Source organism: Tumebacillus lipolyticus (assembly GCF_042682745.1).
Classification (GTDB): domain Bacteria; phylum Bacillota; class Bacilli; order Tumebacillales; family Tumebacillaceae; genus Tumebacillus_A; species Tumebacillus_A lipolyticus.
The window spans coordinates 452,934-465,402 of sequence record NZ_JBHUIO010000005.1 but is presented as its reverse complement, the minus strand read 5'-3'; the positions used below and the strand labels follow the sequence as shown (position 1 = coordinate 465,402).

Sequence of the window (12,469 nt, the reverse complement as noted above, 5' to 3'; positions counted from 1 at the left end):
TATCGCTCACCCGTCAACGAGTAATAGAATACCATAGAGCTGATTGCAGAGTCAATGTTTTTTTTGTTAGACATTTGATCACAAAAAAATCCCCTCCGAAGAGGGGATGCGCACTCATTTCGAGAAGATGTGAAAGACATCTTTAAAGGTGACGACGACCATCAGGGTCAACAGGAAGAGAATGCCGATAAAGTTGATGCTCGCTTCTCGCTCCACCGGAATCCGCTTGCCGCGGCGCACCCATTCGATCAGCAGGAACACCAGCCGCCCACCGTCGAGAGCTGGGAAGGGCAAGATGTTCAAAACGGCCAGGTTGACCGACAGCAGAGCGACGATATACATGTAGTGCGGAACGCCGTTATCAGAAGCTTGGCCGGTGATGCGAATGATCTCCACAGGCCCGCCGATCTCCTTGAACGAGACCGCGCCGGTCACCAGCTTTTTAAATCCGTCGAACGTCATCGCGGTCAGCTCGCCGGTGTTCTTGAACGCATACGCCGTGTTGTCAACAAAGTTGCCCGGCTTGACAAAGCTTGTCTTCTGCTGAAGTCCGACTCCGATCATCGGTCTGTTTTCCTCAACGTTCATCTGTGGTGTGACGGTCAGGTCGACGCGCGCGCCATCGCGCAACACGCCGATCGAGAGCGGCTTGTCAGAATGGTTTTGCACCGCGGTGTTAAAATCGACGGGCGACTTGAGCTCCGCCCCTTCGACCCACTTGATCTGATCGCCAGCCTGAAGTCCGGCAACCGCTCCCGGTCTGTCAGGTTGAACGTTGCTGATGAACAGTTCTGATGTCGGGGCGCCATATAGATTGAACAACAAGGCCAAGATGAGAAAAGCGCCCACGATGTTCATGATCACGCCTGCGACGATGACGAGGATTCGCGCGCCGACAGGGCGATTGTTAAAATTATCAGGTGCGGCTGCCGCCTCTGGGTTGTCCTCTCCATACATCTTCACGTACCCGCCGAGCGGAATCCAGTTCAATCGATAGAGGACACCGTTTCGCTGGTGCTTGATGATCGACGGACCGAATCCGACAGCAAACTCATCGACGCGGACGCCGGTGGCACGTGCAGCCCAGAAATGCCCCAATTCGTGGATGAAGATCAAGAATCCAAGTGCGAGTAGGGCCATCACGATGTTCATTTCGAGTCATCACTCCCATTCATTCTCTATAATATGCTGGCAGTTGCATCCGAACATACTTATGAGCCGGATAGGCCGAATATTCCCCCATTATAACATAACATCAGACTTACTAACTGTAGGAGATCGCGGAGAATGTGTGTACTTTTCAAGAACAGCGCATGCTAGGAAAAAAGGAGGGAGCGTTCCATGTCTTTGCTCACGGTGCTGGTCGGAATCCCCGCCAGCGGTAAATCGCAGCTTGCACAACAACTGATCGAGGGCGGGGAGCAGATTCTGATCGACGCCGATGAGGAGAACGGCGAACGAAGCGGTGCGCGATCAAATGTGAAGGCGGGAGGCGAAAGCGCGATTTCATCGACTTTGGAGCGCCTAGAGCAAGCGCTCAAGAGCGGACGGAGCATCGTGCTCCAAGCGAAACACCGCAGCCCGAAATACAGACGACCCTACTTGGAGCTGGCGAAGAAGCACGGCTATCGCACCGAGGCGATCTATCTGAACGTCCCGCTGGAGCAGGCGATCGGAGCGGAGCAAACGCGTCGCGAGCGCGGCGAATCGGCTCGCCCCGACCAGGAACTGCGACGCTGTGAGCGTCTGCTACAGATTCCCACGCTCGCCGAGAGCTTCGATCGGGTCGAGGTGCGCACGCCAGAGCGGGTCAACGGGGCGGCGGCCGCCTTTTTCCGCGAGCAGGAGGATCGTCTGCTCGGGCAGCCGGTGCAACTGATCAGAGAGCTGGAAGCGGACGGTCGCCTGGAAGGGTGGTTGCCCGAACTGCATCGGGCCATCCCGATCGACCAGCACAACCCGCATCACCGCTTCACGATCTACGAACACATTCTCAAAGCGACGGAGACGGTGGCTGGCACTTCGCTGAAGATGGTCTGGACGATGCTTTTGCACGACATCGGCAAAGCGTATCCGGGGATCAAACAGTTCACCGGCAAGGTGCAGACGCCGTTTGGCAGGTACAAGGCGCGAGACGAAGTGATCATCGAGAACGGGGCAGACATTCGCGAAGGGCGCGACCCGGGCGATTTTTATCTCGTCGATGGGGAGCAGATTCTGAGCTCGCACATTCGGACCGACCTCGACGGACATTTTTACGATCATGAAAACTTAGGCGCGCAGCTGTCGTTTCGCATCCTGACGCGCTTTGGCTATCCGCACGATTTCGCGCTGGAAGTGGCGACCTTGATTCAATTTCACATGCTGATGCCCCGCGACATCGAACATGTGGAGCTCTCCCAGATTCGAAAATTCTACAGAAGGACCGGTCGATATGCGGCGGAGCTGATGATGGTGCGGCTGGCCGATTCGCGAGGAAAATAGTTTTGGAATGAGACGCAGCTCCTAGTTTTTTTTCGCTGCGTCTGTTTTTATTGTATTTGGTCAGGAGAACCTATGTTTGCTATACTTATCATCAGTAGAGTCAAACCTACCGACCGATATATGACATGAGGTGTTGCACATGTTTTCGATACAGAGCGGAGAGCAGATGCTGCAAGGGCTCAATCCGCAGCAGAGAGAAGCGGTGTTGCATCAGGAGGGCCCGCTGCTGATCGTCGCGGGCGCAGGCTCTGGCAAGACGAGCGTCCTGACTCGGCGGATCGCCTACCTGATCTTGGAGCGTCGCGTCGCACCGTGGCAGATCTTGGCGATCACCTTTACCAACAAGGCGGCGCGCGAGATGAAGGAGCGCGTGGAGAACATCGTCGGGCCGACGGCGCACGACATCTGGATCTCCACCTTTCACTCGATGTGCGTGCGCGTCCTGCGCCGCGATGCGGATAAGCTCGGGTACACCAATTCGTTCACCATCTTGGACGGAAGCGACCAGCTGACCGCAGTCAAGCAGTGTTTGAAGGAGCTCAATCTCGATCCGAAAAAGTTTGATCCGCGCGGCATGCTGGCTGCGATCTCCAATGCGAAGAACGATCTGCTGACGCCGGAGCGATTCGCCTCGACCGTCCGCGATGGCGATGTGTACGGCAAGACGGCAGCAGACGTCTATGCGGCCTATCAAAAGAAATTGAAGTCGAACAACGCGCTCGACTTTGACGATCTGATCATGAAGACGGTCTACCTGTTCGAACATCATGAAGAGGTGCTGTCGCTGTATCAGAACCGCCTCCACTACCTGCACGTCGACGAGTACCAGGACACGAACAAAGCGCAGTACAAGCTGGTGCAACAGCTGGCCAGCAAAAAGCGCAACCTCTGCGTCGTCGGTGATTCTGACCAGTCGATCTACGCCTGGCGGGGGGCTGATATCACCAACATTCTCAACTTTGAGAAAGACTATCCGGAGACGACGATCATCAAGCTGGAGCAGAACTATCGCTCCACCGGGCGCATCCTCCAAGCGGCGAACCAGGTGATCGCCAACAATGCGGAGCGCAAGGAGAAGAACCTCTGGTCGACCAAGCCGGAAGGGGAGCAGCTCAGGCTGTACAAAGGGTATGATGAGCATTCGGAAGCGCAGTTCGTCATCCAGCAGTCGCTCGAACATCTGAAGGCTGGGGGCAAGCACTCCGACATCGCCGTGCTCTACCGGACCAACGCCCAGTCGCGCGTGATCGAGGAAGCGCTGCTCAAATCGACCGTCCCCTACACGATCTTTGGCGGCATCAAGTTCTATGAGCGCAAAGAGATCAAAGACATCCTCGCCTATCTGCGCCTGGTCGCCAACATGAACGACGATCTGTCGCTGGTGCGGGTGATCAACGTGCCCAAGCGCGGCATCGGCGACACGACGGTCGGCAAGATTCTCGACTATGCGGCTGCGCATGAGCTCTCGGCGTTCCAAACGCTGATGGAGATCGAGAGCGTCGGCATCCGCGGCAAAGCGCTGACGGCGATCCGCGAGTTTGTCCTGCTCATTCGCAACTTGGCCACCCAAGCGAGATATCTCTCGCTGACCGAGCTGACCGAAGAGGTGTTGAAGCTGACCGGCTATCGCAGGGAGCTGGAGCTGGAGAAGACGCTGGAAGCGGACGCGCGCCTGGAGAACTTGGATGAGTTCTTGTCTGTCACCGCCGAGTTTGACAACAAGCACGAGCTGACAGAAGAGAGCCGCCTGATCGAGTTTCTCTCCGATGTGGCGCTGATCGCCGACAGCGAGCAGTCTGACGGGGAGGAAGGGCCGGAGTCGATCAAGCTGATGACGCTGCATGCGGCAAAAGGGCTGGAGTTTCCCGTCGTCTTTCTCGTCGGCTTGGAAGAGGGCATCTTCCCGAGCAATCGGACGATGACGACAGGGGATGAGCGCGATGTGGAAGAGGAGCGCCGCCTGATGTATGTCGGCATCACCCGAGCAGAGGAGAAGCTGTTCCTCTCTTTCGCCGGCTCGCGTATGATGTATGGACAACTTAAAGCCAATCCCCCCTCCCGCTTCATCCGGGAGATCACGCCAAGCCTGATCGAAGAGGTCGGCATGCAGCGCCGCACGCCTCAGCAGGATCGGGTGAGGAGCGACATCCCCGGCCTGCAAAACGGCGCCCGAGTCCCCAGCGGATTTGGCGCCGACCTGAGCGAGACGTGGGAAATCGGCGAATGGGTCTCCCACCGCAAGTGGGGGTTGGGCGAGATTGTGAAATCAGAAGGGGAAGGCGACAGTCTTGAGCTGTACATTCAGTTTGAAGACTTGGCGATCGGCATGAAAAAACTGCTGGCCCGCTTTGCCCCGATCATAAAAGTAGAGGATTAGATTCAGGAGGGAGAGAAGCCAGATGGCAAACTTTCACAGCATAGAAGAGGCTCTTGACGATCTGCGCCAAGGAAAGGTGATCATCGTTGTCGACGATGAAGACCGCGAAAACGAGGGGGATTTTGTCGCGCTCACCGAGCATGCCACCCCGGAGGTGATCAACTTCATGATCACAGAAGGGCGCGGTCTCGTCTGCGTGCCGATCACCGAAGCGCGCGCCAAGCAACTCGCGCTGCACACGATGGTCGAGGTGAACACAGACGCGCACGGCACCGCCTTTACCGTATCGGTCGATGCGGTGGTGGGCACCACCACCGGCATCTCCGCCTATGAGCGCTCCGTCACGGTCAAGCGGCTGATCGAAGCAGATGCCAAGCCGGAAGATTTCCGCAAGCCTGGCCACATCTTCCCGCTGATCGCCAAAGATGGCGGCACGCTGCGCCGCGCGGGGCATACCGAAGCGGCTGTCGACCTGGCGCGCCTCGCCGGCTCCTATCCGTCCGGCGTGATCTGCGAAGTGTTGAACGAAGATGGCACGATGGCTCGCGTGCCCAACCTGGAGGCGATCGCGCAGAAGTTCGATCTGAAGATGATCACGATCGCCGACCTGATCGCCTATCGCAAGCAGAGCGAGATCATGATCAAGCGAGAGGTCGATGTGCGGATGCCGACCGAGCTCGGCGAATTCCGCATGGTCGCCTATACGAACTCGCTCGATGACAAAGAGCATGTCGCGATGGTCAAAGGGGACATCTCCCCCGATGAGCCGGTGCTGGTGCGCGTGCACTCCGAATGCCTGACGGGTGATATCTTCCACTCTCATCGCTGTGACTGCGGCCCGCAAAAGGATGCGGCGCTGCGCCAGATCAACGAAGCGGGCAAAGGCGTGCTGCTCTACATGCGCCAAGAAGGGCGCGGCATCGGCCTGATCAACAAGCTGAAAGCATATCAGCTGCAGGACAAAGGGTATGACACGGTCGAAGCGAACGAGCAGCTCGGCTTTAAGGCCGATCTGCGCGAATACGGGCTGGGCGCACAGATCCTGCGCGATCTCGGCGTCGGCAAGATCAGGCTGCTGACCAACAACCCGCGCAAGATCAAAGGCCTCTCCGGACATGGGCTGGAGGTGGTCGAGCGCGTCGCCCTGCAGATGGAGCACAACGAGAACAATGAGGGCTACCTGAAGACCAAACAGGCGAAACTCGGCCACATGCTGAAGTTTTAGGAGGAGCAAGCTGTGACAGAACTGGACAAAGAGCAGCGCCTGCGCGAGCTGGTCGAACTGCTCACCGAGTACGACTACCATTACTACACGCTGGACAAGCCGAAAGTGACAGATGCTGAGTGGGATCGTCTCTATGACGAGCTGGTTCGGCTGGAGGAGGAGACGGGCATCATGCTCCCCGACTCCCCGACACATCGCGTCGGAAGCGGCATTCTGGTCGGCTCTTTCCCTGAACACAAGCACCTTGCTCGCCTGTGGAGCCTGGACAAAGCGCAGAGCGCAGAAGAGCTGCGCGACTGGGATAGGCGCGTTCGCAAGCTGATCGCCGACCATCAGAAACAGCATCCTGACCAAACGCTACCCGAGCCCGAGTATGTGCTCGAACAGAAGTTTGACGGTCTGACGATCAACCTGACCTATCAGGACGGCGTGCTCGTGCAAGCGGCGACGCGCGGGCGGGGCACCGTCGGCGAGTCGATTCTGCCGCAGGTCAAGACGATCAAGTCGATCCCGCTCTCGATCCCCTTTCAGGGGTTGATCGAAGTGCAGGGCGAAGCGATCATGCCGCTCTCCGTGTTGGAAAACTACAACAAGCAAGCGCTGGAAACGGGTGCTGAACTGTTGAAGAACGCGCGCAATGCTGCCTCTGGCGCACTGCGACAAAAAAATGTGGAGATCACCGCCAAGCGAGGGCTCGACGCATACCTGTACGGCGTCGGGTACGCGGAGCAGGTCGAGTTTGCGACGCATGAGGAGATGCTCTCGTTTCTTCGTGAGAACCGGATCAAGACCGGCCCGTACTCCAAGGCATTTTCTGACATCGAAGGCGTGATCGGCGAGATCGACCGCTTCGATCAGGAAGGCCGGGCGCAGCTCGACTATCTGATCGACGGCATGGTGATCAAGATCAACGACATCGCCACCCGTACCGCGCTCGGATACACCGACAAGTTTCCGCGCTGGGCGATCGCCTACAAGTTTGAGGCGGAGGAGTATTCGACGATCTTGCAAGAGGTGGTCTGGGATGTGGGGCGCACGGGGAAGATCACGCCGACCGCGCTGCTCGAACCGGTCGACATCGGCGGGGTCACCGTCCAGCGGGCGACCTTGAACAACTGGGGCGACATTCAGCGCAAAGAGGTGGCGATCGGCTCGCGGATCGCCATTCGCCGCTCCAACGATGTCATTCCGGAAGTGCTGTTCGCCTTGGAAGATGACGATCTGGTCACGGCGCCGATCGAAAAGCCGATCGAGTGTCCGAGCTGCGGCTCCACGCTGGTGGAAAAGGGAGCTCATCTGTTCTGCCTGAACGTGGACGGTTGCAAGACGCAGGTGGTCAATCGCATCTCACACTTTGCCAGCAGGGGCGGCATGGACATCGAGACGTTTTCGATCAAGACGGCCGAACAGCTTTTTGCGGAGCTGAACATCACCGATCCGGCAGACCTCTATGACAGCCTGACGCTCGAAAAGCTGCTCTCCCTGCCGCGATTCGGCGAGAAAAAGGCGCAAAACCTGCTCGACGCCATCGAGAAGAGCAAAGGGAAAGATCTGGCGTCCTTCCTCAACGCGCTGGGGATTCCGAACACCGGCACGCGCATGGCCCGCGATCTTGCGGAGACGTTCGGCTCGCTTCAGCGCGTGCAGATCGCCACGTTTGAAGAGCTGGTGGCGATCCCCGGATTTGGGGATATCGTCGCCGAGAGCATCATCGGCTACTTCCAGCAGGAGCGCGTGCAGCGCAGCATCGAGCGGATGCTTTCGGCCGGGGTCAACCCGACGCATGAGGCGCAGCAGTTGGTCGCGGTGGCGGACGCAAGCCCGTTCTTCGGCAAGACGGTCGTCTTGACCGGAACGCTCTCCCAACTTGGGCGAAGCGAAGCGAAAGCGAAACTTGAGTCGTACGGTGCGAAAGTGACCGGATCGGTGTCGAAGAAGACAGACTTTGTGATCGCAGGGGAAGAGGCGGGATCGAAGCTCACCAAAGCGCAGGAGCTGGGCATCACCGTCCTGAGTGAGCAAGAGTTCCTCGCCTTGATCGAGCAAGCATGAACAGGAGATGGCCACTGTTCCTGCTGCTGATCAGCCTGCTCTTCTCGCTCAGCGGTTGCGGCAGCGACGAGCCGGGGAAGCAAGGTTCGACCAAAGCGGTCGCGCTGACACCGGGGCAGCCGGCACCCGATTTCACCTTGACCACGATGAGCGGACAGACGGTGTCGCTTGCCGATCTGCGCGGTCAAAAGGTGTTTCTCAACTTCTGGGCGTCGTGGTGCCCGCCCTGCAAGAAAGAGATGCCCGATCTGCAGAAGATGTCCCGCAAATATGAGGACAAAGTAAAGCTTTTCGGAGTCAACATCACGCACGATGATACGCTGGAGCTCGCCGAGAGGTTTGTGCTCGAACAGGCGCTGACCTTCCCGCAGCTGATCGACAAGGATGGCGCTGTGCAAAAGGCGTACGGCATCATCACCGTGCCCGTCTCCGTCACGATCGATGAGGAAGGAAAGATCGTCGAGCGCCGAATCGGCCAGCTGACCCACGAGCAGATGGAGCAGATGTTTCAGACGCTGATGATGACGACAAAACAGCCTTGAGCAGCGAAGCGCTCAAGGCTGTTTTCCGCTCGACCCCTAAAATTGACTGGACACAGTCGATCACTTATAGTGGAAAGAAATAGTACCGCAGGGAACCCCTTTTCTGTGGTAAAATGTGTCTATCGAGCCAGTTCTAACGGATGGGGTGTACAACGAATGGAAGTACTTCGCGTAAAAGGCGGAAGCCCGCTGAATGGCGAGATTCAGGCATCGGGGAGCAAGAACTCCGTCCTGGCCATCATGTGTGCCGTCTTGCTCTGTGACGGCGAAACAATTTTGGAAAATGTTCCGAATTTGAGCGATGTAAATACTTTGATGGAAATTTTAGAAGAGACGGGCGTCAAATGCGAGTGGGCTGGTCCCAACACGCTGCGCATCGTCAACGAAGGCCTGACCAACTGGACGGTCTCCGAAGACCTGGTGCGCAAGATGCGCGCTTCGTTCTCGATCTTCGGTCCGCTGCTTGCGAAGGCTGGCAAGGCGCAAGTGCCGCTTCCGGGCGGCTGCGTGATCGGTGCCCGACCGGTCGATCAGCATCTGAAAGCGATGTCGGCGCTGGGCGCTGAGATCAAGATGCTCGAAGGAAGCGTCTATGCGGAGTGTCCGGACGGTCGCTTAAAAGGTGCGGCGATGTTTTTGGGAACGCGCTTTGGCTCGACTGTCGGCGGCACGAACGCTGCGATCATGGCCGGTGCGCTTTCCAGCGGCACCACGATCGTCTACAACGCAGCCCGCGAGCCGGAGATCGTCGATCTGGTGATGTTCTTGAACAAGGCGGGAGCGAAGATCCGCGGTGTCGGCACCGACATCATCACCATCGAAGGCGTGGAGAGCTTGCATGGTGTGCGCTATACCTGCATGACAGACCGCATCGAGTCGGGCACCTACCTCTGTGCCGGCGCGATCACGCGCGGCAAAGTGACGGTCAGCGGCATCCCGCCACAATCGCTGGCAGGTCTGCCCTCCTTGCTGTTCGATATGGGCTGTGACATCTCGCTGGAGGGTGATTCGATCACCGTCGACGCTCGCGATCGCAAACTGCGGGCGACACATGTGATCACCTTTGCCTATCCGGGCTTTGCTACCGACTTGCAACCGGCGATGCTGACCCTGCTGACGACCGCCAACGGGATCTCCTATGTCAAAGAGACCGTCTTCGATGCTCGCTTTGGTTTCACCCAGGAGCTGACCCGCATGGGAGCGGACATCAAGATCTCCGGCGACACGGCGATCGTCAGCGGCGTAGACAAGCTGCGCGGCGCTCGCGTGGTCGCAGGCGATCTGCGCGCGGCGGGCGCGATGATTCTCGGCAGCCTCGTCGCAGAAGGCACGTCCACCGTGGAAGGATTGCAATATTTGGACCGCGGGTATGAGAACCCGGTCGAGAAGCTAGTTTCCTTAGGTGCGCAGATCGAGCGCGTCACATCGGGTGCGTAGAGTAAAGTCTTGACCAAGAACAGGAGGGGCCTTACCATGTCCAACCTCGACAAGACCATGATTTTCCGACCTGATCAAGAATCGGAACTGCTGAACGAAATCATCGAAAAAGTGGTGCCTGCTCTGCGCGAGCAAGGCTATGATGCGGCGCGTCAATTGGCAGGCTTTATCGTCACGGGGGAGAGCAACTACATCACCTCGGCGAACAACGCGCGCACGACCATGGCGAAGATGGACCGCCTGCTGGCCGTTGAGCAGATCCTAAACGACTATTTTGCCCTCAAAGGGCTGTAAGCAAAAAGCGTTCCTCCACCGTGAGGAACGCTTTTTGTTAGTCTTTCTTTCGCAAAAAGTTGGGCAGGCTCTGGCGAGCCTCAGCTTTCACGCGGACAAAGGCGATGCGATTGGACAGGCGTCCCAGCAGAAACACCACCGGGATGACGATGAGGTGGAACAACAGAATTCCGCTGATCATCGATCAACTACCTCCTACTCTTCTACTTGCTAGATTGTATGAGCGAGGCGGATCGAGTAGAACAGCAGATTCTGCCAGACAGAAAGCGGGACATCGGCACGAATCTTTTAGCATGTTGAAATCGCTGTAACGTTTTCCAATTTCAGATCGTCTTATCTATTGAGAATCGAAGAGAATGTGGACGAAATGTTGAAAAATGACGAAATTCGTCTCTTTGCGTTTCTTTTTACCCGATAGTAACTTCCGTTATTGCAGAGTTCTCTGGTATAATGAGTACGTTTTAAGGAGCGCCTGTACATTGGCGCTCCTTTCATAGCGAGCGTATCTAATTTCTCAGGAAATAAAAGTGGATTTTTGCGCACACTACCTTCACCAAGATTGTGGCGCAGAGGGAGGCTTACGAACAAAATGCAATCCCCACAAATGCTGACGCTGACTTTGATCGTCTCGTTTGCGCTCGTGTACTTTATGGTGCCTTATCTGCGCAAGCTGGCGTTGAAGACAGGGTTTGTAGACATGCCGAACCCTCGGAAACTGCACAAGGAACCGATTCCGGTGCTCGGCGGTGCGGCGATCTATTTTGGATTTATCATCTCCACATTATTAATTCAACTGTTCTTCGGAGAAGTGGACGACACGTTTTATGGAATCGCGCTGGGCGGCTTGCTTCTGTTTGCGGTCGGTGTGCTCGACGATTATTACAAGACCCGCGGCAAAGACTTTCCGGCGTGGCCGAAACTGTTGACACATATTGCGGCAGCTTTAATCTTGGTCGGATTTGATGTAAAGGTGGAAGCGATCACCATTCCGTGGATCGATCTGCCCTACTATTCTTTTGCTGACCACGGCATGGAATGGATCTCGATCGCTGCGACCGTGCTCTGGGTCGTCGCGCTGACGAACATGCTCAACTTCTTGGACGGCGTGGACGGTCTGGCAGCAGGGATCTCCTCGATCTCGGCGATCACCTTGCTCTTCATCGCGATCCTTTCGGGCAATGGTCCGGTCGCTTTCTATGCGGTGGCGCTGATCGGCGTATCGCTTGCCTTCTTGAAACACAACTTTCACCCGGCTCGGATCTTCATGGGCGATTCGGGGGCGACCTTCCTCGGCTTTGCGCTGGCCGCTCTGGCGGTCGACGGCGCGTTCAAGTCGGCGACGTTCGTCTCGCTGATCGTGCCGGTGCTCGCGCTCGGCGTTCCGATCTTCGACACGATGTTCGTGCTGTTCAGACGGATCAAAGAGCGTCGACCGCTGCATCAGGCTGACAAATCGCACACGCACCACACGCTGATGCGCAGCGGCATGAACCAAGTGCAGACCGTATCGGTCATGTATTTGCTCGGCATCTGTTTCTCGCTTGCCTCGATCGTCGTGCTGCTCGTCAACTACAGATAATGCGTACGGATCGCTCCTTCCTCAGTTTCAGGGAAGGAGCTTTTTTTACAAAAATAGGTCTTGCCAAAGTGCTCGGAGGGCAGTATATTTGATTCAACAACTGAAACATGGCCTAATCTTGGACTTACTTTCAAGAGCGGAGGACCCGATCTTCTGGGGTTAATCTCGCAGTGCGCGAGAGGGATGAGGAACTTCCTTGCCATCCTACCCGTCAGCTAACTTCGTCGGCTAATGCAGGGAGGGTCAGAAGACCTTCTAGTTGGAACGGTCTTTTTGTGTTTCCTTGAAACAGAAGACACCGTTTTAACTGGAGTCTTTCATAAGTTGGTCTCACAGGGAGACATGACGCAAAGCGAGCATTCGCGTGGCGATTTGTAGACCGGTGTAGATTTTGACCTTTGTATTTTCTAACTTACAGGTTGAGATCAGCACCGGTTTTGTTGTGCCATTCTTTGTGCGATTCTCACCGAAAAAGGGGA

Annotated in this window: 10 protein-coding genes and 1 riboswitch; of the genes, 8 read left to right on the top strand and 2 right to left on the bottom strand. The window is 56.8% G+C overall.

Annotated elements, in window-relative coordinates; genetic code table 11:
- Positions 1-114: 114 nt before the first annotated feature.
- A complete protein-coding gene (gene rseP, locus ACFSOY_RS07560; RefSeq protein ID WP_386045316.1) occupies positions 115-1,152 on the bottom strand; it encodes an RIP metalloprotease RseP in 1,038 nt (345 codons plus the stop codon).
- A 189-nt stretch (positions 1,153-1,341) separates the two neighbouring features.
- Between rseP and ACFSOY_RS07555 the strand changes: the two genes are divergently transcribed.
- The 7 genes from ACFSOY_RS07555 (at position 1,342) to ACFSOY_RS07525 (ending at position 10,411) form a co-directional block, all read left to right on the top strand.
- Positions 1,342-2,484 (top strand): AAA family ATPase, encoded by a 1,143-nt coding sequence (locus ACFSOY_RS07555; RefSeq protein ID WP_386045314.1) that lies wholly within the window; start codon positions 1,342-1,344, stop codon positions 2,482-2,484.
- 139 nt (positions 2,485-2,623) lie between these two features.
- Positions 2,624-4,861 carry a DNA helicase PcrA gene (gene pcrA, locus ACFSOY_RS07550; protein ID WP_386045312.1) on the top strand — a complete coding sequence of 746 codons (2,238 nt, stop codon included), beginning with the start codon at positions 2,624-2,626 and terminating at the stop codon, positions 4,859-4,861.
- Between the two features lie 22 nt (positions 4,862-4,883).
- On the top strand, positions 4,884-6,086 hold the full coding sequence (locus tag ACFSOY_RS07545; RefSeq protein ID WP_386045310.1) for a bifunctional 3,4-dihydroxy-2-butanone-4-phosphate synthase/GTP cyclohydrolase II: 1,203 nt from the start codon (positions 4,884-4,886) through the stop codon (positions 6,084-6,086).
- Positions 6,087-6,107: 21 nt separating this feature from the next.
- On the top strand, positions 6,108-8,138 hold the full coding sequence (gene ligA, locus ACFSOY_RS07540) for an NAD-dependent DNA ligase LigA (protein ID WP_386046775.1): 2,031 nt from the start codon (positions 6,108-6,110) through the stop codon (positions 8,136-8,138).
- Positions 8,135-8,680: a TlpA family protein disulfide reductase gene (locus tag ACFSOY_RS07535; RefSeq protein ID WP_386045308.1), complete on the top strand. Its 546-nt coding sequence runs from the start codon at positions 8,135-8,137 to the stop codon at positions 8,678-8,680. The genes ligA and ACFSOY_RS07535 overlap by 4 nt, the downstream gene beginning before the upstream one ends.
- Positions 8,681-8,836: 156 nt before the next feature.
- The gene (gene murA, locus ACFSOY_RS07530) at positions 8,837-10,117 is read left to right on the top strand and encodes a UDP-N-acetylglucosamine 1-carboxyvinyltransferase (RefSeq protein ID WP_386045307.1); all 1,281 of its coding nucleotides are present in this window, start codon (positions 8,837-8,839) and stop codon (positions 10,115-10,117) included.
- Positions 10,118-10,153: 36 nt separating this feature from the next.
- Positions 10,154-10,411: an IreB family regulatory phosphoprotein gene (locus ACFSOY_RS07525; protein WP_386045305.1), complete on the top strand. Its 258-nt coding sequence runs from the start codon at positions 10,154-10,156 to the stop codon at positions 10,409-10,411.
- A 37-nt stretch (positions 10,412-10,448) separates the two neighbouring features.
- Here the strand turns inward: ACFSOY_RS07525 and ACFSOY_RS07520 are convergent, their stop codons facing one another.
- Positions 10,449-10,592 carry a hypothetical protein gene (locus ACFSOY_RS07520; protein WP_386045303.1) on the bottom strand — a complete coding sequence of 48 codons (144 nt, stop codon included), beginning with the start codon at positions 10,590-10,592 and terminating at the stop codon, positions 10,449-10,451.
- 408 nt (positions 10,593-11,000) lie between these two features.
- On the opposite strand from ACFSOY_RS07520, the gene ACFSOY_RS07515 reads away from it, so the two are divergent.
- Positions 11,001-11,990, top strand: coding sequence for an MraY family glycosyltransferase (locus tag ACFSOY_RS07515; protein ID WP_386045301.1), 990 nt, complete (start codon positions 11,001-11,003; stop codon positions 11,988-11,990).
- 99 nt (positions 11,991-12,089) lie between these two features.
- A riboswitch (cyclic di-AMP (ydaO/yuaA leader) is annotated at positions 12,090-12,236 on the top strand.
- Positions 12,237-12,469: the final 233 nt, after the last annotated feature.

Bases quoted from the DNA above. Each gene is read 5' to 3' on its own strand.
- rseP (WP_386045316.1), bottom strand. From the start codon at position 1,152: ATGAACATCGTGATGGCCCTACTCGCACTTGGATTCTTGATCTTCATC.
- ACFSOY_RS07555 (WP_386045314.1), top strand. From the start codon at position 1,342: ATGTCTTTGCTCACGGTGCTGGTCGGAATCCCCGCCAGCGGTAAATCG.
- pcrA (WP_386045312.1), top strand. From the start codon at position 2,624: ATGTTTTCGATACAGAGCGGAGAGCAGATGCTGCAAGGGCTCAATCCG.
- ACFSOY_RS07545 (WP_386045310.1), top strand. From the start codon at position 4,884: ATGGCAAACTTTCACAGCATAGAAGAGGCTCTTGACGATCTGCGCCAA.
- ACFSOY_RS07535 (WP_386045308.1), top strand. From the start codon at position 8,135: ATGAACAGGAGATGGCCACTGTTCCTGCTGCTGATCAGCCTGCTCTTC.
- murA (WP_386045307.1), top strand. From the start codon at position 8,837: ATGGAAGTACTTCGCGTAAAAGGCGGAAGCCCGCTGAATGGCGAGATT.
- ACFSOY_RS07525 (WP_386045305.1), top strand. From the start codon at position 10,154: ATGTCCAACCTCGACAAGACCATGATTTTCCGACCTGATCAAGAATCG.
- ACFSOY_RS07520 (WP_386045303.1), bottom strand. From the start codon at position 10,592: ATGATCAGCGGAATTCTGTTGTTCCACCTCATCGTCATCCCGGTGGTG.
- ACFSOY_RS07515 (WP_386045301.1), top strand. From the start codon at position 11,001: ATGCAATCCCCACAAATGCTGACGCTGACTTTGATCGTCTCGTTTGCG.